The organism is Thermus altitudinis, assembly GCF_022760835.1.
GTDB classification, from domain to species: Bacteria; Deinococcota; Deinococci; order Deinococcales; family Thermaceae; genus Thermus; species Thermus altitudinis.
The window spans coordinates 1-21,507 of the sequence record NZ_JAKTNQ010000012.1 but is presented as its reverse complement, the minus strand read 5'-3'; the positions used below and the strand labels follow the sequence as shown (position 1 = coordinate 21,507).

The following is a 21,507-nucleotide window of genomic DNA, read 5'->3' as shown; positions in this document are numbered from 1 at the left end:
AGGAGGGTGGTAAAATCCCCTCCATGAAAAAGCTGGTTGCCCTGGTCCTCTTCCTGCTTCCCGGCCTAGCCCAGGTGGAGGTCTCCTTCTGGCACTCCATGGATGGCCCCGCGGGCCGGCTTCTCTCCAGCTTCGCCCAGGAGTTCAACACCCGGCAAGGGCTTTACCGGGTCAGCCCCCAGTACGCGGGGGACTACCGGGATGCGGAAACCAAACTGGTGGCGGCCCTGCGCACGGGAAGCCAACCCGTGCTTTTCCAGGCGGAGATCAGCTTCTTCCCCCGGCTCGTGGGGGAAGGCCGGGCCGTGGCCCTGGACGCCTACCTGAACCTAGACCGGGCCTTCCTGGAAGACCTCTTTGAACCCGCCTGGAACTACGGGGTCATGGACGGCAAGCGTTACGGCCTTCCCCTGAATACCTCCACCCCCGTTCTCTTCTACAACCTGGATGTCTTCCGGGCCAAAGGGCTTAAGGCCCCAAGGAACTGGAAGGAGTTTGAGGAGGTGGCCAAGGCCCTTACCTCCCGCCAGGCCAAGGGCTTCATCTTCGTCACCGACCCCCAGGCCTGGCTTTTTGAGGCCATGGTGACCAGCCGGGGCGGGAACCTGGTGCGGGAAGGTAAACCCAACTTTACCTCCAAAGAGGCCCTGGAAGCCCTGGAGATGCTATGGCGCCTGAACAAGGCGGGGGCCCTTTCCGCAAGGAACATGGCCGAGGCCACCTTCGCCCAGCTGGACTTCGTGCGCACCAAGGGCATGATGGTCATGGCCTCCATCGCCAATTGGCCCGCCGCCGAGAACTTCTCCTTCGCCTTTACCCTGGGGGTGGCCCCCGTTCCCCGGGAGCCCGGGGGAAGGGTGCCCATGGGTGGAGCCCAGCTGGTGGTCCTGCGGGGGGCCACGGAAGCCCAGGTGCGGGGAGCCCTGGAGTTTTGGAAGTACCTCATGGAACCCGGGAACGTGGCCCGCTGGGTGGAGGCCAGCTACTACGTCCCGGTGCGTAAGTCGGCCATCCCCCTCCTGGAGGGCTTCTATCGGGAAAACCCCTTCCGCAAGGTGGCCTTTGAGCAGATCGCCTATGCCCAGGAGCGCCCCCGCATCCCCCAGTTCTCCGCCTGGGCCAGCGTCCTGGCCGAGGCCCTTGAGAAGGCCCTAAAGGGCGGCGTACCTCCCCAGCGAGCCCTGGAGGAGGCCCAGAAAAAAGCGGAGGCCATCCGGTAACGCCCCCGGCAAACCCCCTAAAATGGCAGGGATGCGCCTAGGCTTTAGTCCCTTTAATGCGGAGATGGGTTACGAGGAGGCCTTCCGCCTGGCCGCGGAGCTGGGGCTGGACCTCGAGGTTCCCTACGACCTGCACGAGGTCCTTCCCCTGCCGGATGCCAGGGCCTTGCGGGCCACCGGGGAAGCCTTAGGGGTAGGGTTCACCCTGCACCTCCCCTTCGTGGAGATGAACCCGGCCAGCCTTATCCCCAGCGTCCGCGCCTTGGCGGAGGAGCGCCTGAAGCGGGCCCTGGAGTTCGGCGAGGCCCTGGGGGCCAAGGTGGGCGTGCTCCACACCGGCCAGGTGCCCGTGCGCCACCCCATGGCCTTAAGCCTGGCCCGGGAGGCCTTGGAAAAGACCCTCTCCTCCCTCCTTCCCCTCCCCTTTCCCGTGGCCCTGGAGAACCTGGCCCTCTCCGAGGAGGACCTCCTCCGGGGCCCCGAGGAACTCAAGGCCCTTTTGGACCGTTTTCCCCAGTACGGGTTCTGCCTGGACGTGGGCCATGCCCTAGTAGAACTGGGCCCCCTGGGTCCCTTCCTCTACTGGGAGGCCTTGGGAGGCCGGATCCTCCACCTCCACCTCCACGACAACCACGCCCGCAGGGATGACCACCTGCCCGTGGGTTCCGGAGCCCTGCCCTGGGAAAGGCTGGCCCCCCGGCTGAGGGGATTTCCCGGCACCGCAGCCCTGGAGGTGGGTGGGGGCACCCAAGGGGTCCGGCAAAGCCTCCTTCGCCTCCAGGCCCTCCTCGCCCTCTAAGCCTCCCCTTCCATAAGTGGGGACATCTGTCCTTGTCAGGGTACGCTTATAGTAGTGGCGTGGGGGTTTGTACCCCCCTTCACAAAGGGAGGCAGAATGGTCGTAGACCGGATTGAGGTGTACCTGGATGGGGCCAGCGAACCCCTGGCGGTTCTCAAGGAACCCCCTTACCGGCTGAACCTGGACACCCGAAAGATCCCGGATGGGGAGCACGTCCTACGGGTGGTGACCCATTTCCGTGGGGGAGGCGAGGAGATAAGGGAGATTCCCTTCACCGTAAACAACTATCCCGACGTGATGGTCCTGGGCCTGGACGAGGGGGGCGAGGTGGCGGGGACCCTCGAGCTCCGCCTGGCGGTGGGGGAACCCGAGCTCCCCCTGGAGCCAGTGCGCTTCAACCCCATCTGGTACGTGGTGGCCTCGGTGATCGTGTTGGGCAGCATCTGGGCCTACTTCGCCCTAAGCCCAGCCGCGGAAACCGTGGTGGCCCAGGTAGCCCCGCCGGCCCAGGAGGCCCAGGCTCCCAAGGAAGGAGCGGTCCCGGCCGCCAACGTGGACCCGGCCCTCATGGAGAAGGGCAAGTCCCTTTACGAGGCCAGCTGCGCCGCCTGCCATGGGGCCAACGGCCAAGGAATGCCCCCGGTTATGCCCGCCCTGGCGGGGAACCCCAACCTCAAGGACGCCCAGCTGATCCTAAACACCGTGAAGAACGGGCGCGGAGCCATGCCGGCGGTGGGTGCCGCCTTCTCGGACGAGGACCTCAAGGCCGTGGCCACCTACATCCGCAACAGCTTCGGCAACAGCTTCGGCCCGGTGGAGTAAGGAGGGAGCATGTACCGCAACGACCCCATCCTTCCCACCTTCGCCCTCATCTTGGCCGCAGGCCTCTTCTATATGGCCTACCTAGATGGGCTCCACATCGCCCGCCTCCTGGGCCATACCCCAGAGGAGCTCTCCGTGGGCCAGATCGGCCTGATGGCCTTTGGCGCCGTCTTCCTCCTCTATGGCCTTATCGGCCTGGTTTCCTACTGGCTGGAGGGCATAGAACTTCGCCCTGGGCGCCATTTCCCCACCCCCTCCACCGCCCCCATGGTGGCCGGGGTGATCCTGGTCCTCCTCCTTACGGCCCTTTCCGGCTTCTTCGTGCGCCTCCTGATCTACTCCGCCCAGACCGGGCACAACCCCACCTGGCTCCAGGGCTTGGTCTTCGGGGCCATCAGCCTGGTGGTGGCGGTCCTTTTGGGCATTTACAAGAAGTTCTATGGCCGGGATGAGGTGGTCACCGAGGAGGAGAAGAGCCACTTCCCCTGGTGAGAGGTGAGGTATGGACGAACGCGAGATCCGCTTGCAACGATCCCGTAGGCGGCTTTTCCTGAAGACCGCCATCGGCACCGGAATCGGCCTCTCCCTGGTCTCCGCCTTCTACGTGGGGGCCAGCCTGCGCCCCAAGGCCGAGGTCACCCCAGAGAAGGAGCCCTTGAAGCCGGGGGACATTCTGGTCTACGCCCAAGGGGGAGGGGAGCCCAAGCCCATCCGCCTCGAGGAGCTGAAGCCTGGAGACCCCTTCCTTCTGGCCTATCCCATGGACCCCAAAACGAAGGTGGTGAAAAGCGGTGAGGCCAAGAACACCGTTTTGGTGGTGCGCTATCGCCCCGAGGAGCTCTCTCCCGAGGTGGCCCAGCATAGCGTGGAAGGCGTGGTGGCCTTTTCCGCCGTCTGCACCCACCTGGGATGCATCGTGAGCCAGTGGGTGGCGGACAAGAAGGCGGGCCTTTGCCCCTGCCACGGTGGAACGTTTGACTTCACCCATGGGGCCAGGGTCGTGGCAGGCCCCCCACCCAGGCCCGTGCCCCAGCTTCCCCTCAAGGTGGAGGGGGGCGTTTTGGTGGCCGCGGGGGAGTTTTTGGGCGAGGTAGGGGTGAAGGCGGAAGCCGGCTTCTGCCGTCACGTCTAGGAGGGAAGCATGTACAAGTGGCTAGACGAACGCCTGGACCTTACCGGCCTTTACCAAAAGGTCTTGCGCAAGGCCTTTCCCGTACACCACTCCTTCTTCCTGGGGGAGATCACCCTCTTTGCCTTCATCGTCCTGGTGCTCACCGGCATCTTCCTCACCTTGAACTTTGAGCCCTCCATCCGGGAGGTTAGGCTTCCCGACGGCCGCACCGTGCCCGCGGCCTACGCCAGCGTGCTCTACATTGATAGCCTCCCCTTCGGAGCGGTGATCCGTAGCCTCCACCACTGGTCGGCCCACGTGATGATCGCCGCCGCCTTCTTGCACATGCTCCGCATCCTGCTTTCGGGAGCCTACAAGAAGCCTAGGGAGCTTAACTATCTGGTGGGCCTCGCCCTCTTGGGCCTGGCGGTGGTCACCGCCTTCACGGGCTATGCCCTGCCTTACGACAACTACGCCGTCACCGCCACCCGCATCGGCTACGGCATCGCCGCCTCCATCCCCTGGGTGGGGTCCACCTTGGCCCAGGTGATGTTCGGGGGGGAGTTTCCCGGTTCCGAGAAGGCCATTCCCCGGCTCTATAGCCTTCATGTCCTCTGGCTTCCCCTGCTTCTCATGGCCCTCATCGGCATGCACATGGCCATTATGATGAAGCAGAAGCACACCCAGCCCCGCTATGCGGAAAGGGTGGCCCCGGGAAGAATCCTTGGCGTGCCCATGTACCCCCAGCAGCTGGTGATGATGGGCATCCTCTTCGCCCTTTACGTGGGCATCATGACCCTGATCGCCGGGGCTTTCCTTGCCCATCCCATTGAGGCCTTTGGCCCGCCCACCCCCAACACCCCCGCGGTCAAGCCCGACTGGTACTTCCTCTGGATCTACGGCATCCTGCAGATCATCCCTTCCACCTGGGAGTTCCACCTCTTTGGGGCCACCGTTGGGCCGGAGTTCATCGGGGGGGTGGTGATCCCGGGAATCCTGGGCCTGGTGGGCCTCCTTTTGCCCTTCCTGGACACCCGCAAGGACAAGATGCGCTACATGGAACTCCCCTCGCAGCACCCGGTGCGCACCAGCGTGATCCTGGCCCTTCTGGTCTTCTTCCTCATGACGACGCTGGCTGGGTACAAGATTGACTTCCAGCAGCAGGGCTCCATCCTGGGGAACAACGCCGTGCTTTGGACCCTGGTCCTGGGTGGGCCCTTGCTCACCTACATCGTCTCCTACACCCTGCTCCGCATCTTCTACGGGAGGCGGGAGGAAGAGGCTCTCCAGTAGTTGGATGGCCGCAGACAGAAGGCCCCGCCAGGAGGCGGGGCCTCAAGCGTTTTGCAAGCCCTAGGAGGACTTTTCCTCCTCGAGGCCCAGGCTGGCCAAAAGGTCGCCGTAAAGGTCCCCGAGTTTTACGCTGGCGCTGGCCGTGGGCACTGCGGAGGCATCGTACAGGTTGTACTCGGCCACGGCCCCGTACTCGTACTCCCGGCGCTCCTCCCGGCGGGGTCCGGGCTTCCTCTTGCCCCGGGCCTCCTTGCCCTTGGCCCGACGGGGCCGCTCCTCCTCGGCCTTGGGAGGGGGCGGGGGCAGAAGGCGCTTGCGGGAGAGGGAGATGCGCTGCTCCACGGGGTCTATGTTGAGGACCACCACCTCCATCTCCTCCCCCTTCTTGAAGAGGGCGGCGGGGTTTTCAATGCGGGCGTGGTCCAGCTCGGAAATATGAACCAGGCCCTCCATGCCCGGCTCCAGCTCCACGAAGACCCCGAAGTCGGTGATCCCGGTAACCTTGCCCTTGACCACCGTGCCCGGAGGGTACTTCTCCGTGAGGAGCTGCCAGGGATCGGGCTGGGTCTGCTTAAGGCCCAAGGAGAGGCGGCGCTCGGCAGGGTCCAGCCTCAAGACCACCGCCTCCACCTCCTCTCCTTCCTTCACTACCTCGGAGGGGTGCTTGGGCCTTTTGGTCCAGGAAAGCTCGGAGATGTGGATGAGCCCCTCGAGGCCCGGCTCCACCTCCACAAAGGCCCCGAACTGGGTGAGGCCCACCACCTTGCCCCGGACCCGGCTTCCCACCGGGTACTTCTCGGCCACCGTGACCCAGGGATCGGGGATGAGGGCCTTGATGGAAAGGTTCACCCGCTCCTTCTCCGGGTCCACGGAAACCACCTGGGCCCGCACCTTCTGGCCCTTGTGGATCACCTCTTTGGGGTGGTTAAACCGCCCCCAGGTGATCTCGGAACGGTGCACCAGGCCGTCCACCGGACCCAGGTTCACAAAGGCCCCGAAGTCGGTGACGTCCACCACCGTCCCCTCCACCACCTGTCCGGGCTGGAGGCTCTGGAAAAAGGCCTCCTTGGCCCGTTTTTGCTCCTCTTCCAGAACCACCCGGCGGGATAGCAGAACCCGTCCCTTTTTGCGGTTAAACTCGATGATCTTCACCAGGATCTGCTGGCCCACGTAGGCATCCAGGTTGGGGATGCGCTTGAGGTCCAGCTGCGAAGCAGGGATGAAGGCGGATACACCATCCAGGTCGGCAATCACGCCTCCCTTGACCTTCTCCTTGACGGTGACGGTCACCGGCTCGCCCTTCTCATAAAGCTCCCGGATGCGGTCCCAGTGCTCCGTGGCCTCCACCTTTTTACGGGAAAGGAAGACCTGGCCGGTTTCCGGATCCACCTTGGTGACCTGGACCCGCACCATATCCCCAGGCTTCAGAAGGGCCTTTAACTCCTCTTCAGGAAGGGACTTCTCCGTAAGTTCGTTAAAGGGGATGATGCCTTCCGTCTTCGCGCCGATATCTACCGCCACACCCTCTGAGCCCACCAAGACCACCTTGCCCGTCAGGACCTGCCCGGGGCGCACGCGTTTTTCCAAGCGCGCCTCGGTCTCCTGCAGGGCCTCTTCCATGCTGAAGGCCTTGTCTGGGGTCAAGTTGGCTTCGCTGACCTGGGTCGCCTTTTCTTCCATGCCGCCTCTTTCCTCCTTACGCGCCTTCTAGGGAAGGCGGGCGCATCTTGCGCACGTCCACACGAAAAGGAGGGGGAGAAGCCTCACTCCCCGCTTCCGTGGGAACCGGCCCCGAAGGGCATACCCTTCCTTTATACCACGGGGAGGCCCCCTTGCCAAGAGGCACCAGGCCCCAAGGGGTTGCGCCATAATGGGCCCATGGAAACCCTAGCCTGGATGCAGGCGAAGCTACCCGAGCTTTTAAAGGACCTCGAGGCCTTCGTGCGCCGGGAATCCCCCTCCAAGGACCCGAAGGGCCTTCAGGAAGCTGCCGCCTTCTTGGAAGAAGCCTTCGGGCCTCTCCAGGGGCGGCTTTCCCGTAAAGATACCCCCCTAGGCCCCATCCTCCTTTTGAAGCGGGAAGGGGAAGGAAACCCGATCCTCATCCTCTGCCACTACGACACCGTCCACCCTAAGGGAAGCTTCCCCGAGCCCTTCCGCCTAGAAAGGGACCGGGCGGTAGGCCCTGGGGTCTACGACATGAAGGGGGGTATTATCGCCCTGCTCTATGCCCTCCGCCACGCGGAGGCCAGCGGCAGGAGGCTTCCGGCCTTGGAAATCCTCTTCACCCCCGACGAGGAAATCGGCTCCAAGGAAAGCCGGCCCCTGATTGAGGCGGCAGCGAAGAAGGCCCGGGCTGCCTTGGTCCTGGAGCCTCCCACGGCGGAAGGGGATCCCAAGGTGGCCCGAAAGGGGGTGGGGCTCTACCGCCTTAAGGCCCTGGGCAAGGCCGCCCACCAGGGGGTGGAGCCGGAAAAGGGGGTGAACGCCATCCTGGAGCTTGCCCATCAGATCGTGAAAGTGGCGGCCCTCGAGGACCGGGAGAAGGGCACCACCCTGGGCCTCAACGTGGTGGCAGGAGGCACCGTAAGCAACGTGGTGGCCGAGGAGGCCTGGGTGGAAATAGACCTCAGGGCCTGGACCCTGGAGGAGGTGAAGCGGGTGGAGGAAAGCCTAAAACATCTGACCCCTGTCCTCCCTGGGGCCAGGCTGGAGCTTTCTGGGGGACTAAACCGCCCCCCCATGGAGCCCACCGCGGAAAGCCTGGCCCTCTTTGAGAAGGCCCGGGCCATTGGGGAAGCCCTGGGGCTTTCCCTGCGCCCAGGGCGGGTGGGCGGGGGCTCGGATGGCAACTTCACCGCTGCCCTGGGGGTGCCCACCCTGGATGGCCTCGGCCTCCTTGGGGGCGATGCCCACCAGAAGACCGAGTATGTGGTGGTCTCGGAGATCCCCCGGCGCGTGACCCTCCTGGCCGAACTCCTCTACGCCCTATGAGCCTTCCCCCTTCCGCAAAAAGGGTACAGCATGCCCTGGAGGAAAAGGGGTACGCCCACCTGCGGGTGGTGGCGCTACCCGCTTCCACCCGCACCGCCCAAGAAGCCGCTGAGGCCGTGGGAGCCCACGTGGGGCAGATCGTAAAAAGCCTGATCTTTATGGGAACCAGGCCTTATCTCTTCCTAGTGAGCGGCCGAAACCGTTTGGACCTCCCCAAGGCCCAAAGGGCAGCGGGCGAGACCCTCCGGCGGGCTACCCCCGAGGAGGTACGCCTCCTTACCGGTTACGCCATCGGTGGGGTACCCCCCGCGGGGCACCCCACCCCTCTCCCCACCTTTTGCGACGAGGACCTCCTGGCCTACCCCAGGGTTTGGGCCGCAGGGGGTACGCCAAACGCCCTCTTCTCCCTGACCCCGGGGGAGCTCCTGGCCCTCACAGGGGCCCGGGTGGCGGATTTAAAGGAGGCCTAGCGTGTGGTTCTTCCGCAAAGATCCCCACGTGAAGCCCGAAGGCCCCTTGGCCTTCCGGGTTAGGGTGCGCACCCAAAGCGGCGAGGTGGTGGAGCTCAGGCTCTCCAAATCCACGGAGATAAGCCCCGTGGAGGGAGGCTATTACGTGCGCAAGGAAATCGTGGCCCCCAAAAGCCTGGACCGGGCGGTGCTGGAGATCTGGTTTGATACCCGTTATCGTCCCACGCGGAAAAGTGTTGAGGGAGGAGAGCTTATACCTATCCGGGAATGGATGGGCTAGAATGGGGCCATGGAAAAAGTGCTGCTCCTTTTAGGCCTTGTGGTGATGGCCTATAACGTCCTTTACGGGTTCCGGCTAAAGCGGGTCATCCCTGGAGGGGTCATGGGGGAACGGGGTGGGCAGATGCTGGGGCTCATCGTCTTCTTCGCCGTGGCCTACGTGGTGGTCCTGATCCTCACCTGGAACGAGCCCAGTAGCCTTCTCCTCATTCTCCTTTCCCTGATCCTTCTCCTGGGGGCAGTCTTCGTCTACCTGGTCCTGCGCCTGGTGGACGCCATCGTGGCCTCCTTGTAGCCATGGTCTTCCGCCGTAACCCTAACCCTCCGGAAACCGACTGGAAACCCACCCCCGAGGAGTGGCGGGTCTACACCCTCTGCGACGGCCGGCGCACCGAAGAGGAGGTGGTGGGGGAAAGCGGCCTGGGAGACGAAGCCTACGTCATCCTGGCTGCCCTTCTCAAGCGGGGCCTGATCCTGCCCGTGGAGGGTCCCAAGGAGCTTTGCCAAAAGCTGGTGGGCCTCCTCAAGACCCGGCTCGGCCCCAAAGCGGAACCTTTTGTAACCCGGCTGGAGGGATGCCAAAGCCGGGAGAGCCTCGAGGAGGAGGCCCTCCGGGTGGCCCTAAAGGTTAAGCTCACCCTGGACCGCAAGACCGGGGAAGAGTTGGAAAGGGCCATACGGCAGCTCTTCCACTGATGCCCAGGTGGGGTGGAGGACGCCGCCAAGTTAGAGAAAAGGGGGGTGTGGGGGGCTATAATCCCCCGGTTTGCAAACCGGGGATACATGGACCCCCCACGTCCGCCGGCGGTTCATTTGGGATATAGGGGCCCCAAAGCGGCTGGTAGGCGGGTCCTGGGGGTAGACCCCAAACACACGAGCCAAGATTGCCCCATATGTGGGCACCGGGAGAAGAGGCCTTTGTGGATCAGGGAGTTTACCTGTTCTTCTTGTGGAACACCTCTTCACCGGGATGTGGCGGCAGCCATCAACATCTTGGCCAGGGCTCGGACGGAGCCTTCGGGGATGGGTACGGCGTGGGCCGTCCCGTGAGAACCGCGGTCACGGGCGAAGCCCGTATCTTGCAGCCCCGCTCTTCAGAGCGGGGAGTCGTCACCGAGGGGGTATCCAAGGCTCCCCGCGGAAGAAGCCGTAGACCAAGCGGCCCACCACCGGCCCCAACAGGATGAGGCCCAGGATGTTGGGAATGGCCATAAGGCCGTTTAGGGTGTCGGAGATGGCCAAGAAGGCCTCGAGGCCCCCCAAGGGCCCCACGAAGGCCAAAACGGCAAAGGTAAGGCGGTAGGGCCACCGGATCCCCTCGCCGAAGAGAAAGGCCGCCGCCTCTTCCCCGTAAAACCCCCAGGAAACCATGGTTCCTAGGGCGAAGACCGCCACGGTCACGGCCAGGATAGGCCCGCCCAGGGGATGGGCTTGGAAGAGGGCGCTGGCGGCCTCGGCCGCACTCCCTCCCTCTCGCCAAAGCCCGGAGGCCAGGAAGGTGAGGGCGGTAAGGCTCGTGACCAGGAAGCTTACGAACATCTCCGTGACCCCCCAGAAGCCCTGGCGCACCGGGTGGTCCACCTGGGCCTGGGCGTGGGCGATGGGCGCAGAACCCAAGCCCGCCTCGTTGGCGAAGATGCCCCGGCCCAGCCCAGCGTTGAGGGCGGCGAAGAGGCTATAGCCCGCCGCTCCCCCCAAGGCCGCCTCCGGGCTGAAGGCCGCCCGGAAGACCAGGGCCAAGGCCTCGGGGATCTGGGCCCCGTAAAGGACCAATAGGGGCACCACCGCCACCAGGAAAAGGAGAAGCTTTAAGGGTACCACCACCTGGGCAAAACGGGCCACCCGAACGATGCCCCCACCCAGCACCACCCCCACCAGGAGGGCTAGGAAAAGGCCCACCAAGGCCGGTGGCGCCCCTAAGGGGGCCAGAGCCCCCCCCACTGCCCCGGCCTGGGAGAGGTTGCCGATACCAAAAGCGGCCACCGCGGCGAAGAAGGCGAAGAAATAGGCCAGAAAGCGGAGCCTGGGAAGACCCCGGTACAGGTAGTACATGGGTCCGCCAGAAACCGACCCATCGGCAAAGCGGCGGCGGAAGTGCACCGCCAAGGTGGCCTCGGCAAACTTTGTGCCCGTACCAAAGAAGTAGCCCAGCCACATCCAAAAGACCGCCCCCGGCCCCCCTAGAAGCACCGCCGCCAGCATGCCCAAAAGGTGCCCCGTGCCCACCGTGGCGGAGAGGGCCACCATGGCGGCCTGAAAGGGAGTAATCTGGCCGCCAAAGCCATAGGTACGCTCGCGGATGGCCCCCAGGGTTTCGCTGAAGGAAACCCGAAGCATCCTCAGAGGGGCACTAAACCAGCGGATCTGGAAGATGACCAGGTAAGCTCCCACCAGCAAAAAGAAAAGCTTCATGGGGAAGCCGTATACGATCCGGTTGAGATACTCGTTTAGGGTCAGGATATCCATAGGCTATACCTCCGGCACCACCTCCACCTTATCCCCCCGCCTGAGGCGGAGGCGCTTGAGATCCTCCTCCAGCAGGCCCAGCCGACCGGGGATATTGGGCCTGGGCCGCACTTCCATCAACGCCTCGAGGCGCTTTAGGCGAAGGCGGAAGGCATGGCGGATGGCCCGGGCCCACTCGGCGTAAAGGGCCTCGTCCACATAGGCTACCCCCGACCCAGGGCCGTAGATGGGAAGGACCAAAAGGGAAGCGGGCGGCACCTCCACCAAGGGCACCGCCTCCAGGGCTCCCATCCCCAATAGGGTGTGCAGGATGCGGGCCAAGCGCAACACCCCGGGGGCCAGGAGCACCTCGGTGATGCGCTTCCCCTCCACCTGGGCCAGAACCCGCAAGGCCTCGGGGCCAAGCTCCACCTGGCCTCCCTTGGTGGGCAGGCGCAGAACATACCCCCAGTCGGAGGGTAGGGAAAGCCCCTGCCACAGGGCCTGGGCCTCGCTTAGGCGTGCGGGTACCGCAAGCCCTCCCAACAAGGTGGTGTGGGGTGGCAAAACCTCGGGCTCAAAGCGATAGGGCGCTCGCTTGAGACCGGAAAGCAGGTCCAAGGCCTCCTCTCCCTCCAGGCCCTTTTCCCCTGACCAGACCCGGGCATGGACCACCTGGCCACCCCGCAAAAAAACCTCTCCCTCCAGGTAAGGGGTGCGGACCAGAAGCCTTCCCGTGCGCCCGGTGCTCATCAAAGCCCCCACCAGGGCCACGAAGGGAAACTCTGCAAGGTTACCTTCAAGATAGCCTTGCGGCTGGCCGAGATAATCTGAGGGCTCACCCAGCATTCCTTCCCGTTTTACCATGCCCCCTCCCCAGCGTCCAGGCGGGGTATCCTTAGATATGCATCTCCTCTTGCTCCACGGCTTTACCTCCCACCCCGTCCTCACCCTGGGCCCCTTGCCCAGGGTGTTGCGGGAGGCCGGTTTTACCGTGGTTCAACCGGCCCTACCAGGCCACGGCACCCGGCCAGAGGACCTTCTTCGGGTGCGCTGGCCGGACTGGCTGGCGGTGGCCCAGGAGGTCTACCAGAAGCTACCCGAGCCTCGAGGGGTGGTGGGGCTTTCCATGGGTGCCCTCCTAGCCGCCCACCTGGCCGCGGAAAGCCCCACCCAGGCCCTGGTAGCCCTGGCCCCAGCCCTGGCCCTCAAGCACCCCCTTGCCCCCCTGGCTCCCCTCTTGGCCTGGTTCATCCCCCGTTTTCCTGGCCCCGACTCCATCCAGGACCCCGAGCTTAGGAAGCAAAACCCCAACTACCCCTACTTTCCCACCCGGGCCCTGCTCCAGCTTTTGGCCCTTATGCGCCGCACCCCCGAGGTCCTACCCCAGGTAAAGGCCCCTGCCTTGGTGGTGGAGGCCGGCCGGGACAAGGTGGTGGACCCTGCCGGGGTCCGGGGCTACCACGCCCTTTTGGGAAGCCCTAAGAAGGATTACCTGGTCTTCCCGGAAAGCGGGCATGACCTCCTCTTGGACCGGGACCGGGAAGCCGTGGCCCAGGCGGTCCGGGATTGGCTTATTGCTAACAATAATCACTTGCAGTAATATGGGGGCCATGGAACCCCTATCCATCTCCCCTGGGACCGTCTTCCTGTACGCCCTCCTCACCGCCATCGCCACCGGCCTAGGGGCCATTCCCTTCCTCTTCACCCGAAAGATCCTCGCCCACCACCTGGGCCTGGCCAACGCCGCCGCCGCCGGGCTTATGCTGGCCGCCAGCTTCGGCCTCATCTACGAGGGGGTGCACTACCACCTGGGCCGGACCCTTTTAGGGGTGGTGTTGGGGCTCTTTTTTATCCAGCTCTCCCACCGGTTTCTCCACAGCCGGGAGGTAAGCTTTGGCACCCTAAACGGCCTGGATGCCCGCAAAGCCCTCATGATGGTGGGCATCATGACCCTGCACTCCTTCGCCGAGGGGATTGGCGTAGGGGTGGCCTTCGGGGGCGGGGAGGCCTTGGGGGTTTTCATCACCCTAGCCATCGCTGTGCACAACATCCCCGAGGGACTGGCCATCAGCCTGGTGCTGATCCCTCGGGGTGTAAGCGTCTTGGGCGCGGCCCTTTGGAGCGTTTTCTCCAGCCTACCCCAGCCCCTCATGGCCGTGCCCGCCTTTCTCTTCGTGGAACTCTTTAAGCCCGCCTTGCCGGTGGGCCTAGGCTTCGCTGCCGGAGCCATGATCTGGATGGTAGCGGCGGAAATCCTTCCCGAAGCCCTAAGGGAGGCCAAGGCGGAAGGCGTGGCCACGGTGCTCACCCTAGCCGTGGCCCTGATGGTGGCCTTCCAGATTCTCCTTGGGGGGTAGCCAAACCCAGGGAAGCTCCCCTTCCAGATGGAGGGCTTCCAAGGCAGGGCGCACGCGAAAGGCCAGAAGCCTCACCCCCGCCTCCTCCGCTTCCCGGGCTGCTCGGTATAGGAACCCATCCTCCGGGTCCAGGGCAAAGGCCTGAGCCAGGGGATGTTGCACCATCCAGACCGCATGGGCTAGCCCCCCATTCCGGGCAAAGGCCGAAAGAAGCCTAAGGTGCCTGGCCCCTCGAGGGGTAGGGGCATCGGGGAAAAGGGCCAGGCCCTCCTCCACCCGGTTGCAGTTTTTGGCTTCCCAAAGAGCTTCCTTATCCCCAATCCAGGCGGAGAAGTCCAGCCTCTCCCCCCCAAAGGGCACCTCTTTTCTTAGATCCGAAAGGGAGCCGAAAAACCCCTCCTTCAAAAGCAACTCCAGGAGGCAGTTGGCCAAGGAGGCGTCCACCCCCACCAAAACCCCCTGGCTTTCCACCAGGACCATCCGGCCCACCGTCTTGAGGGTGGGCCTGGGATGGTAAAAGCAAGGGGTTCCGGGCAGAAGGAGTTCCGTCATCCGCCCCGAGTTAGGCAGGTGCAAGGGGCCCACGTCCGCCTCCACCAGGAAGCGGTTTTTCCTTTCCCGGAAACGGCAGGGTTTTAGGGGAGGCAAAGGCAAGGCCCACATGAGCAAAACTTTAGCCCGGTCCTAGACCGGGCTTTTTGGCGGAGAGGGCGGGATTCGAACCCGCGGTACCGGTTTTCCCGGTACAACACCTTAGCAGGGTGCCGCCTTCGACCACTCGGCCACCTCTCCAAGCCTTCTGGCGGAGGGTGAGGGATTCGAACCCCCGGTGGGCCCAAGGCCCACAGCGGTTTTCAAGACCGCCGCCTTCAACCGCTCGGCCAACCCTCCAAGGTCTGGCCGCAAGGTTTACTATGCGGCAACCTCCTCAGCTTGTCAATCGGGATGGGCTAGAGTGCCCTTTTGGAGCGAAGCCGGACCCCATCCTTCAGGCCTGAAGGGACTTAGAACCCACCCGGTTCACCCCGATATCCCGCTGCCCTCCCCGAAGGAGCCCCCTTCGGGCGGTACCCGCACCCGGAGGCCGAAAGGCTTTTGCCCTATGCCCAGGAAATCCAGGCCTTCGGCCAGGGTCTTCCACGAGGGAATCCTAAGGCGCCTGAAGGAGGGGCCTGGGGTGCGAAGGGGAGACGTTCCTGCGGCATCGGCTCCTGGGCCACAGGCCGGGCCCTACCGGGAAGCGGCCCGGACCCCTCCTCATCCACGGAGGCCTTTCCTGCCAAGGCCTTCACCCCCTGGCGCGAAGGGCTTTTAAGGGCCTTCCGGCGGGGCTTCACGCCTACACGGTGGGGGAAGCGAAGGCCTTAGGAACCCCTTCTTAGGCGGATGCTGGCCCAGGCTATACCCCTTTTGGCCCCCTAACGGAGCCAGGCTAGGACAAACCGCTCCACCAGGGCCTCCATGGCGGGAATCACCGCATGGTGGAGATCGGGGAAGAGGACCAGGTGGTCCTCCCCCAAGGGGCCAAACCCCGTGGGCCTGAGGCAGGCCCGGCCCTTGGTGAGGGGCAGGGTCCAGGAATGGCCTTCCCGGGTGAGGGCCACCTGGTACACCTTGCGGCCGGCTTCCTCCCGCACATCCCTCAGGCGGCAGGCCTGCGTGGGGGGAATAAGGGGGTCGTTGCCCGCCTGCAGGATGAGAAGGGGAGCCCCAAGGCGGGCCGCATGGGGCAAGGGGCTCTGCCGGGCGTAGCAGGCCGGGCACTCCTCCGGAAGCCCACCGAAGACCTCCCGCCAACGTTCCAAGGCGTCGGGGCGGGTTTTCCTCAGGATCTCCACCTGTTCGGCAAAGTCCACCGGGCCGATGACAAAGGCCACACCCCTGGCCCTTCCCTCCAGGGCCGCCGCCTTTAGGGCCACGCAGGCTCCCAGGGAGTAGCCGGCGTAGGCGTGGCGCCTTATCCCCATCTGGGGAAGGAGGCGGGCCATAAGGGCCACGTCCTCGGCTTCCTCCAGGCAACCGGTCACCTTTCCCTCACTTTTCCCCCGGCCTCTGAGGTGGGGCACCAAGGCCACCACCCCCTTCTCCGCATAGAGGCGGCACCGCTTTTCCATGTCCAAGGTGGGAGGGCCGAAGCCACCCGGCACCAGGATCACCGCCCGGTCCGCAGCCCCTTGCGGCGAGCAGACTTGGGCAAACAGGGAAACCCCTTCCCGCCCGTAAACCACACCTTCTTCCACCCTCTTCAGCCCCGGGCTTGCCGACCGCAGACCCCAGAACAGGCCAAGGGCCAGGGCCAGGAGCCAGACCGCGAAGGCCCTCATCGGCCGAAGATGGCGGGGGATACCCTGGCCCTCGCCAGGAGGTAGGCCAGGAAAAGAGGTAGGAGGAGGGCCAAGACCAAGTAGACCGCCAAAGCCGGCTTAAGACCCAAGGGTTCAGGGAAGGCCGGGTACTTCTCCAAAAGGCGCACCACCATGGGGTGGACCAGGTAGATCTGCAAGGAGTAGCGGCCCAAAAAGGCCAGGGGCGTCCGCAAGGGGGTGCGGGCCAAGGCGTAGGCCAGGGCCAGGAGGAGAAAGGCCATACCCGTGGTGTACAGCCAGTGGAAGGCCTGGTAGTGGAAGGTGTTCACAGGAAGGCGCTTAAGCACCTCCAAGGCCAGGGGCAGATACCCCCAAAGCCCCACTCCGGCCACCAAAAGGGCTATCGGCCAGAAGCGGAGAAGGCGGGGTAGAACCTCGAGGCGGCTTGCCAGGTAAAGCCCCAAGGCGATGGCCGGGGTGTACCAAAGGACGAAGCTTCCCGGGTAGGGCAAAAAGCGGTAGTGACGGTTCAGAAAGTAAACCCCCAAGGTGAGCCCTACCCCTAGAAGGAGGAACACCAGGCCGTGGGGCCTCCGCCTGAGGAGAGGGAGGAAAAGGGGGAGGAGGAGGGTGAGCTGCAGGGCCACCGCTAGGAAGTAGAGGTGAAAGTAGGCCTTTCCCCAAAGGAGCTGGTGGGGAAGGCGTTCCGGCTGAAAAACCCCGTAATCCCAGTAGCGGAAGGCCAGGTAGATCCCGCTCCAAAGGAGGTAGGGCCAAAGAAGGCGAAGGGCCCGATTCCTTAGGTAACGGCCCAGGCGGAACTCCCTGAGGAAACCGGCCCCCAGGACCAGGGTGGTCATGAAGAGGAAGGCGGGCACGGCAAAGTGCAGGGTGCGGTTCGCCGCCGCCAGGAGGTGCCATTCTAGGCTTCCCGGGGAAAGCTCCCGCAGGAAACGACCCGTCACGTGGTGGAGGACCACCTCCAAGATGGCCAGCCCCCGGAAGACCTCCACCCAGGGAAAGCGTTCCACAGGACTATTTTTCCACAGGCCCGTGAGACTTTTCCGAGAGCAAAAGGGCCAGCTCCTCCCTCAGGGCAGGCCGCTTGGGGTAGGCCAAGACCAAGGCCGAGGCCGCCTCCTGGGCCGCCTTGGGGTCCAGGCGGGCCATGCGCCCTAAGAGCCGAGCCGCCTCCTGGTAGGCCTTGCGGCTACCCCTTTCCACCAGGGATCTCGCCCTTTCCCAGTAGAGCCTTTTGGCCTCCTCAGGAAGCCTTTCCTCCAGGGCCTCCGCCAGGCGGGGGTAGGCCTCGAGGGGGGCGTCTTTCAAGAGGCGGTCCAGGGCCTTCCAATCCTCCTCCAAGAGGTGGATGCGGGCCAGGAGGACCGGGTCTTGCACCCGGCGCAGAAGGGCCCTCCGCTCCGCAAAAAACCCCCGGCCCAGCTTGGCCTTTAGGGCCAGGTAGTCCTCGAGGTTCGGCCGGACCGCAAACCGGGCCCTGTGATCCTCAGGAAGCCCCCGGTGGGCCACCAAAAGGTCCAAAAGGGGCCAGAGCCTGGGGTCCTTGCCAAACCAGTCCCGGGCCTCCTCCGCATACCTTAGGGCCTCCGCCATCCGGCCCAAGGAGAGGAGCCGGTTCACCAGCTGGAGGTAGTCCTCCACCCCCTCAAGCCCTTCCCGCAAGGCGGCAAGCCCCTCCTCCACCCGCCCCAAGCGGAAGAGAAGCTCGGCCTTAAGCCCCCGCTTCAGCCCCCAAGCCTCCTGCCCCCCCAGGAGGCGGAGGGCTTCCTCCGCCTCCCCCTCCCCCGCCCGTAAGAAGGCCTCCCGCAGAGCCTCGGAAGGGTGTTTCAGGTAAAGGCCAAGGAGGAAGGAAAGCCTAGGGGAAAGGGCCAGATAGCGCTCTAAGGCCGCCTTCAGGTAGGGCTCCGGGTCAAAGGGGGCCTGCAGAAGGGCCTCGAGGTAGGCCTCCACCTCCTCCCTTCCCACCCGGTCCAGGCGCAGGAGGAGGGCCTTGGCCTCCGCCTCCCCTCCCCCCATCCGGAAGGTCCGGCGCAGGTGCTTTACCCCCTCCATAAAGGCCTTCCCTGGGGCTAAGGCCTCCGCCAGATAGGAGGCAACCCCAGGAATCAGGGCGAGCCTTTGCAAAAGGTCCTTGGCTTCATCGGGAGTTAGGGCCTCTATAAGGGGCGCAAGGTCGGGTACCCTTCCCTCCACGTAGGCATAAAGAAGCGCCGCCGCATGCTTGCAAGGAAAATCGGGATAGGGGCAGGTGCACCGGCCCACAAGCCCAGGCCCCACCTCCACCTGGTAGGGAGCCTCCGCCGAACCCTGCACCAAACCCACAATCCTCTCCCCCACCCGAAAGACCCTCTGCACCCGGCCCTCCTGGTAGTAGGCCAGCCCCCGGCGGAGCACCTCGGGGGGAAAAAACGGAGCAAAGTCCGCTTCCTCCCTAGGGGGAAAAGGCGGCACGGATTCAGTCTAAAGCCCGGGCGTGGTATCATGGGATGAGAAGCCTATGAAATGACCCTGACGGCTACCCTCAGGGAAGCGGACCTGAAACGCCCCCTACCCAAGGGGTACGTGCAGTGCCGGGCCTGCGCCCACTACTGCGCCATCGCCCCAGGACAGGCAGGCAAATGCGGGGTTAGGCGCAACTTCGGGGGCAGGCTGTACCTGGTGACCTACGGCAAGGCGGCCGCCCTTCACCTGGACCCGGTGGAGAAGAAGCCCCTTTACCACTTCCACCCCGGGGAGGGAATCCTTTCCCTGGGCACCGTGGGGTGCAATCTCTTCTGCGCGTTTTGCCAGAACTGGCAGATCTCCCAGTTCCGGGAGTTCCAGGTCACCCCGGAAGGCCATTTGGACCGGCCCATCGGGGAGGACTGGCCCCCGGAGGCCATCGTGCAGGAGGCCGAGGCCTTGGGGGTGCGGCTTCTCGCCTACACCTACAACGAGCCCGCCGTCTGGATGGAATACGCCCACGACACCGCACGGCTCGCCAAGGAACGGGGCATGAAAAACGTCTTCGTCACCAGCGGCTTGGAAACCAAGGAAGCCTGGGACTACATCCGGCCCTATCTGGATGCCGCCAACGTGGACCTGAAGGGCTTCACGGAGGAGTTCTACCGGAAGATCTGTGGGGCCCGGCTCAAGCCGGTTTTGGAGAGCCTCGAGCACCTCCACGCCCAAGGGGTCTGGGTGGAGGTGACCACCCTCCTCCTGGAGGGCTATAACGACGCCCCCGAGGAGGTGCGGGCCATGGCCCGATTCCTCAAGGGGCTCTCCCCCGAAATCCCCTGGCACCTCACCGCCGCCCATCCCGACTACCGCATGCTGGACCTGAGACCCACCCGGCACAGCACCCTGGTGCGGGCCTACGAGATCGCCAAGGAGGAAGGACTAAGGTTCGTGTACGTGGGCAACGTCCTGGACGAGGAGAGGAGTTCCACCCGTTGCCCGGACTGCGGCAGGCTCCTCATCCGCCGCCGGGGCTACCGGGTGGAGCCCCTTTGGGAGGTCCCTGGGGTCTGCCCGGGGTGCGGGAGGAGGATTCCCGGGGTATGGACCTGGTGAGGCCGCCGGCGGTGGCCGGCTACTTCTACCCCCAGGAGGCGGAACGCCTAAGGCAGGATGTGGAAGGCCTTCTACAAAGAGCCCGGTCCTCCCCTGACCCTGGGATAAGGGGCCTTCTCTCCCCCCATGCCGGCTATGTTTACTCGGGAAAGGTGGCGGCGGAAGGCTTTGGGGCCCTTTCCGCCTGGCAGGGAAGGGCGAGGAGGGCCTTCCTTTTGGGGCCCAGCCATTTCGTGCCCTTTCTTGGCGTGGCCTTCTACCCTTACCGCGCCTGGGCCACCCCCTTGGGGGAGGTGGCGGTGGACCTGGAAGGGGGAAGCAGGCTTATGGAGAAGGGCCCGCCCTTTGTAACCTACGAGGAGCCCTTCTGGGAAGAGCATAGCCTCGAGGTCCTCCTCCCCTTCCTCCAAGTGGCCTTGCCGGGCACGCCCATCCTGCCCCTCCTCTTCGGGGAGGTGGACCCCATGGAGGTGGCCGAGGCCCTCTTGCCGGAGCTAGGGGAAGGGGACCTGGTGCTGGCCTCCAGCGACCTCTCCCACTACCACCCCGACCCTGTGGCCCGAAAGCGGGACCAAAAGACCTTGGAAAGGGCCCTGGCCCTGGATGTGGAAGGGGTGGCCCAAGGGGAAGCCTGCGGCCGCCTTCCCTGGGCCACCCTCACCGCCTTGGCCAAGGGCCTGGGGTGGCGCCCTAGGCTTCTGGCCTACGCCACCAGCGCCGAGGCCTCCCATGACCCAAGCCGGGTGGTAGGGTACGCCGCCGTGGCCTATCTAGGGGAAGGCCCATAACCTTGGCAGAGGGGTTTAACGGGGAGGAGTTCCCCAGAATGGGCCAGGCGGGGGAGCTTTGGGAAGGAAAGGGGCGGGAGATGCGCCCCAGGGGTAGCCGCCTTGGGGCGCCTTGCCCCCCTTGGAGCTCGAGGGAGCCCGCCCTATCGCCGTACCGGACCCAGGGGGCCTTGCCCCCTACGGCAAACCCCAGCCGGACCCGGCTCCCCTAAGGCCACGGGGTTCTGGACCTGGAGAGCAAGCCGCCTTTGGCCCCCAAGGTCTACGGGGAAGGGCAAACCCTCGCCCCAGGAGCCTCCTTAGCCCCTTTGGCCTTCCCCACCTTTCTCTGGGCTTCTGGGCTAAAGCCTGAGGAAGGGCCGGAACCAGGGGATGGAGAGGAGAACCAGGGCCAGGGCCAGGGCGAAGAGGAGCCGGGCCCTAGGCCTCCCCTTTCGCGCTTGGGCCAGCCCGGCGTGGGCCAGGCCTAGGGCGATAAGCCCCCCCACCCAGTGCTCGGCCACGAAGTAACGGGCCTCGCCCGGGGTTTGCATGGTTGCCTCCAGGTTGGCCAAGGCCCCTTGGAAGAGGGGGCTTGCGAAGGCCAGGATGAGCCCCAGCACCACCTGCAGGGTGAGGGTGTGGGCGAAGAAGGCGCCTTCTTTAGCCCCGGGGCGCCAAAGGGCCCACAGGCCGAAGGCCAGGACGAACCAGCGCACCAGGTTATGGAGGAAAAGCAGGGCCTCGTGCATGGCCCCAAGCCTACCCTAGAGGAGGCCAGGCCCCTGGAAGAAGGTCACAAAAGGACCAAGGCCTCCCTCAGGTCCCGGACCTCCAGGTGGGCGGGATACCGGGGGTCCTTGGGGCGGTGCCCCCGGTCCACAAAGACCGCCTTGATGCCCGAAAGCCAAGCCCCCTGGATGTCCCGCCCGGGGTTATCCCCCACCATCACCGCCTCTTCCGGGCCCACCCCAAAGGCGCAAAGGGCCATGCGGAAGAGCCTGGGGTCAGGCCAGACTTGACCGTTATACCGCATAGAGCCCCAGGAACCTGAGGGCGGAGAGG

The 21,507-nt window shown here is 64.9% G+C and carries 25 protein-coding genes and 2 tRNA genes; 16 read left to right on the top strand and 11 right to left on the bottom strand.

Annotation, left to right across the window (positions count from 1 at the left end; all coding sequences use genetic code 11):
- Window positions 1-23: 23 nt before the first annotated feature.
- The 6 genes from L0D16_RS05915 to L0D16_RS05890 all read left to right on the top strand — a co-directional run bounded on the left by L0D16_RS05915 (window position 24) and on the right by L0D16_RS05890 (window position 5,245).
- Complete coding sequence (locus L0D16_RS05915; RefSeq protein WP_243030559.1) at window positions 24-1,220, top strand: ABC transporter substrate-binding protein; 1,197 nt, start codon at window positions 24-26, stop codon at window positions 1,218-1,220.
- Between the two features lie 31 nt (window positions 1,221-1,251).
- Window positions 1,252-2,019, top strand: a complete 768-nt coding sequence (locus L0D16_RS05910) for a sugar phosphate isomerase/epimerase family protein (protein WP_243030558.1) — start codon at window positions 1,252-1,254, stop codon at window positions 2,017-2,019.
- A gap of 96 nt (window positions 2,020-2,115) precedes the next feature.
- Entirely contained in the window at window positions 2,116-2,841 is a 726-nt protein-coding gene (locus L0D16_RS05905) for a c-type cytochrome (protein ID WP_243030557.1), read from the top strand.
- A 9-nt stretch (window positions 2,842-2,850) separates the two neighbouring features.
- Window positions 2,851-3,333: a cytochrome C gene (locus L0D16_RS05900; RefSeq protein WP_243030556.1), complete on the top strand. Its 483-nt coding sequence runs from the start codon at window positions 2,851-2,853 to the stop codon at window positions 3,331-3,333.
- 10 nt (window positions 3,334-3,343) lie between these two features.
- Window positions 3,344-3,973, top strand: a complete 630-nt coding sequence (locus L0D16_RS05895; RefSeq protein WP_243030555.1) for a QcrA and Rieske domain-containing protein — start codon at window positions 3,344-3,346, stop codon at window positions 3,971-3,973.
- 9 nt (window positions 3,974-3,982) lie between these two features.
- Window positions 3,983-5,245 (top strand): cytochrome b, encoded by a 1,263-nt coding sequence (locus L0D16_RS05890; protein ID WP_243030553.1) that lies wholly within the window; start codon window positions 3,983-3,985, stop codon window positions 5,243-5,245.
- Between the two features lie 60 nt (window positions 5,246-5,305).
- Here the strand turns inward: L0D16_RS05890 and L0D16_RS05885 are convergent, their stop codons facing one another.
- Window positions 5,306-6,925, bottom strand: coding sequence for a 30S ribosomal protein S1 (locus L0D16_RS05885; protein WP_243030552.1), 1,620 nt, complete (start codon window positions 6,923-6,925; stop codon window positions 5,306-5,308).
- Window positions 6,926-7,123: 198 nt separating this feature from the next.
- Here L0D16_RS05885 and L0D16_RS05880 point away from each other — a divergent pair, with 198 nt between their 5' ends.
- The 6 genes from L0D16_RS05880 to L0D16_RS05855 all read left to right on the top strand — a co-directional run bounded on the left by L0D16_RS05880 (window position 7,124) and on the right by L0D16_RS05855 (window position 10,038).
- Complete coding sequence (locus tag L0D16_RS05880; RefSeq protein WP_243030550.1) at window positions 7,124-8,239, top strand: M20 family metallopeptidase; 1,116 nt, start codon at window positions 7,124-7,126, stop codon at window positions 8,237-8,239.
- Window positions 8,236-8,709 carry a YbaK/EbsC family protein gene (locus tag L0D16_RS05875; protein WP_243030548.1) on the top strand — a complete coding sequence of 158 codons (474 nt, stop codon included), beginning with the start codon at window positions 8,236-8,238 and terminating at the stop codon, window positions 8,707-8,709. Before L0D16_RS05880 ends, L0D16_RS05875 begins: the two co-directional genes overlap by 4 nt.
- 1 nt (window position 8,710) lies before the next feature.
- Complete coding sequence (locus tag L0D16_RS05870) at window positions 8,711-8,989, top strand: hypothetical protein (RefSeq protein ID WP_243030546.1); 279 nt, start codon at window positions 8,711-8,713, stop codon at window positions 8,987-8,989.
- A gap of 9 nt (window positions 8,990-8,998) precedes the next feature.
- Window positions 8,999-9,283 carry a hypothetical protein gene (locus L0D16_RS05865; RefSeq protein ID WP_243030544.1) on the top strand — a complete coding sequence of 95 codons (285 nt, stop codon included), beginning with the start codon at window positions 8,999-9,001 and terminating at the stop codon, window positions 9,281-9,283.
- Between the two features lie 2 nt (window positions 9,284-9,285).
- Window positions 9,286-9,684 (top strand): hypothetical protein, encoded by a 399-nt coding sequence (locus tag L0D16_RS05860; protein ID WP_243030543.1) that lies wholly within the window; start codon window positions 9,286-9,288, stop codon window positions 9,682-9,684.
- A gap of 87 nt (window positions 9,685-9,771) precedes the next feature.
- Window positions 9,772-10,038, top strand: coding sequence for a zinc ribbon domain-containing protein (locus L0D16_RS05855; protein ID WP_423247861.1), 267 nt, complete (start codon window positions 9,772-9,774; stop codon window positions 10,036-10,038).
- A gap of 60 nt (window positions 10,039-10,098) precedes the next feature.
- On the opposite strand, the gene L0D16_RS05850 is transcribed toward L0D16_RS05855, so the two are convergent.
- Window positions 10,099-11,454, bottom strand: a complete 1,356-nt coding sequence (locus L0D16_RS05850) for an alanine/glycine:cation symporter family protein (protein ID WP_243030542.1) — start codon at window positions 11,452-11,454, stop codon at window positions 10,099-10,101.
- A gap of 3 nt (window positions 11,455-11,457) precedes the next feature.
- Window positions 11,458-12,282 carry a DUF4388 domain-containing protein gene (locus tag L0D16_RS05845; RefSeq protein WP_341474615.1) on the bottom strand — a complete coding sequence of 275 codons (825 nt, stop codon included), beginning with the start codon at window positions 12,280-12,282 and terminating at the stop codon, window positions 11,458-11,460.
- A gap of 55 nt (window positions 12,283-12,337) precedes the next feature.
- On the opposite strand from L0D16_RS05845, the gene L0D16_RS05840 reads away from it, so the two are divergent.
- Both L0D16_RS05840 and L0D16_RS05835 read left to right on the top strand, forming a co-directional pair.
- The gene (locus L0D16_RS05840; protein WP_243030540.1) at window positions 12,338-13,036 is read left to right on the top strand and encodes an alpha/beta hydrolase; all 699 of its coding nucleotides are present in this window, start codon (window positions 12,338-12,340) and stop codon (window positions 13,034-13,036) included.
- Between the two features lie 10 nt (window positions 13,037-13,046).
- Entirely contained in the window at window positions 13,047-13,793 is a 747-nt protein-coding gene (locus tag L0D16_RS05835; RefSeq protein ID WP_243030538.1) for a ZIP family metal transporter, read from the top strand.
- On the opposite strand, the gene L0D16_RS05830 is transcribed toward L0D16_RS05835, so the two are convergent.
- From L0D16_RS05830 to L0D16_RS05805, 6 genes are all read right to left on the bottom strand, one after another.
- Window positions 13,746-14,456 carry a DNA/RNA nuclease SfsA gene (locus tag L0D16_RS05830; protein ID WP_243030537.1) on the bottom strand — a complete coding sequence of 237 codons (711 nt, stop codon included), beginning with the start codon at window positions 14,454-14,456 and terminating at the stop codon, window positions 13,746-13,748. The two genes, L0D16_RS05835 and L0D16_RS05830, sit on opposite strands and share 48 nt — an antisense overlap.
- 36 nt (window positions 14,457-14,492) lie before the next feature.
- Window positions 14,493-14,585 (bottom strand) — tRNA-Ser (locus L0D16_RS05825).
- Window positions 14,586-14,593: 8 nt separating this feature from the next.
- A tRNA-Ser gene (locus tag L0D16_RS05820) sits at window positions 14,594-14,684 on the bottom strand.
- A gap of 527 nt (window positions 14,685-15,211) precedes the next feature.
- The gene (locus L0D16_RS05815) at window positions 15,212-16,117 is read right to left on the bottom strand and encodes an alpha/beta hydrolase family protein (protein ID WP_243030535.1); all 906 of its coding nucleotides are present in this window, start codon (window positions 16,115-16,117) and stop codon (window positions 15,212-15,214) included.
- On the bottom strand, window positions 16,114-17,130 hold the full coding sequence (locus L0D16_RS05810; protein ID WP_243030534.1) for an acyltransferase family protein: 1,017 nt from the start codon (window positions 17,128-17,130) through the stop codon (window positions 16,114-16,116). The genes L0D16_RS05815 and L0D16_RS05810 overlap by 4 nt, the downstream gene beginning before the upstream one ends.
- 4 nt (window positions 17,131-17,134) lie before the next feature.
- On the bottom strand, window positions 17,135-18,571 hold the full coding sequence (locus tag L0D16_RS05805) for an SWIM zinc finger family protein (RefSeq protein ID WP_243030532.1): 1,437 nt from the start codon (window positions 18,569-18,571) through the stop codon (window positions 17,135-17,137).
- A 51-nt stretch (window positions 18,572-18,622) separates the two neighbouring features.
- Between L0D16_RS05805 and amrS the strand changes: the two genes are divergently transcribed.
- Complete coding sequence (amrS, locus tag L0D16_RS05800) at window positions 18,623-19,675, top strand: AmmeMemoRadiSam system radical SAM enzyme (protein WP_243030530.1); 1,053 nt, start codon at window positions 18,623-18,625, stop codon at window positions 19,673-19,675.
- On the top strand, window positions 19,663-20,463 hold the full coding sequence (gene amrB, locus L0D16_RS05795) for an AmmeMemoRadiSam system protein B (RefSeq protein ID WP_243030528.1): 801 nt from the start codon (window positions 19,663-19,665) through the stop codon (window positions 20,461-20,463). The genes amrS and amrB overlap by 13 nt, the downstream gene beginning before the upstream one ends.
- Window positions 20,464-20,804: 341 nt before the next feature.
- Here the strand turns inward: amrB and L0D16_RS05790 are convergent, their stop codons facing one another.
- Together L0D16_RS05790 and L0D16_RS05785 are read right to left on the bottom strand one after the other, a co-directional pair.
- The gene (locus L0D16_RS05790) at window positions 20,805-21,194 is read right to left on the bottom strand and encodes a hypothetical protein (protein ID WP_243030527.1); all 390 of its coding nucleotides are present in this window, start codon (window positions 21,192-21,194) and stop codon (window positions 20,805-20,807) included.
- Window positions 21,195-21,238: 44 nt separating this feature from the next.
- Window positions 21,239-21,507 (bottom strand): HAD family hydrolase (locus L0D16_RS05785; RefSeq protein ID WP_243030525.1); only part of this gene is annotated, 269 nt, incomplete at its 5' end.

Bases quoted from the DNA above. Each gene is read 5' to 3' on its own strand.
- L0D16_RS05840 (WP_243030540.1), top strand. From the start codon at position 12,338: ATGCATCTCCTCTTGCTCCACGGCTTTACCTCCCACCCCGTCCTCACC.
- L0D16_RS05895 (WP_243030555.1), top strand. From the start codon at position 3,344: ATGGACGAACGCGAGATCCGCTTGCAACGATCCCGTAGGCGGCTTTTC.
- L0D16_RS05830 (WP_243030537.1), bottom strand. From the start codon at position 14,456: ATGTGGGCCTTGCCTTTGCCTCCCCTAAAACCCTGCCGTTTCCGGGAA.
- L0D16_RS05890 (WP_243030553.1), top strand. From the start codon at position 3,983: ATGTACAAGTGGCTAGACGAACGCCTGGACCTTACCGGCCTTTACCAA.
- amrS (WP_243030530.1), top strand. From the start codon at position 18,623: ATGACCCTGACGGCTACCCTCAGGGAAGCGGACCTGAAACGCCCCCTA.
- L0D16_RS05790 (WP_243030527.1), bottom strand. From the start codon at position 21,194: ATGCACGAGGCCCTGCTTTTCCTCCATAACCTGGTGCGCTGGTTCGTC.
- L0D16_RS05845 (WP_341474615.1), bottom strand. From the start codon at position 12,282: ATGCTGGGTGAGCCCTCAGATTATCTCGGCCAGCCGCAAGGCTATCTT.
- amrB (WP_243030528.1), top strand. From the start codon at position 19,663: ATGGACCTGGTGAGGCCGCCGGCGGTGGCCGGCTACTTCTACCCCCAG.
- L0D16_RS05855 (WP_423247861.1), top strand. From the start codon at position 9,772: ATGGACCCCCCACGTCCGCCGGCGGTTCATTTGGGATATAGGGGCCCC.
- L0D16_RS05885 (WP_243030552.1), bottom strand. From the start codon at position 6,925: ATGGAAGAAAAGGCGACCCAGGTCAGCGAAGCCAACTTGACCCCAGAC.
- L0D16_RS05875 (WP_243030548.1), top strand. From the start codon at position 8,236: ATGAGCCTTCCCCCTTCCGCAAAAAGGGTACAGCATGCCCTGGAGGAA.
- L0D16_RS05880 (WP_243030550.1), top strand. From the start codon at position 7,124: ATGGAAACCCTAGCCTGGATGCAGGCGAAGCTACCCGAGCTTTTAAAG.
- L0D16_RS05835 (WP_243030538.1), top strand. From the start codon at position 13,047: ATGGAACCCCTATCCATCTCCCCTGGGACCGTCTTCCTGTACGCCCTC.
- L0D16_RS05865 (WP_243030544.1), top strand. From the start codon at position 8,999: ATGGAAAAAGTGCTGCTCCTTTTAGGCCTTGTGGTGATGGCCTATAAC.
- L0D16_RS05815 (WP_243030535.1), bottom strand. From the start codon at position 16,117: ATGAGGGCCTTCGCGGTCTGGCTCCTGGCCCTGGCCCTTGGCCTGTTC.
- L0D16_RS05905 (WP_243030557.1), top strand. From the start codon at position 2,116: ATGGTCGTAGACCGGATTGAGGTGTACCTGGATGGGGCCAGCGAACCC.
- L0D16_RS05915 (WP_243030559.1), top strand. From the start codon at position 24: ATGAAAAAGCTGGTTGCCCTGGTCCTCTTCCTGCTTCCCGGCCTAGCC.
- L0D16_RS05850 (WP_243030542.1), bottom strand. From the start codon at position 11,454: ATGGATATCCTGACCCTAAACGAGTATCTCAACCGGATCGTATACGGC.
- L0D16_RS05900 (WP_243030556.1), top strand. From the start codon at position 2,851: ATGTACCGCAACGACCCCATCCTTCCCACCTTCGCCCTCATCTTGGCC.
- L0D16_RS05860 (WP_243030543.1), top strand. From the start codon at position 9,286: ATGGTCTTCCGCCGTAACCCTAACCCTCCGGAAACCGACTGGAAACCC.
- L0D16_RS05910 (WP_243030558.1), top strand. From the start codon at position 1,252: ATGCGCCTAGGCTTTAGTCCCTTTAATGCGGAGATGGGTTACGAGGAG.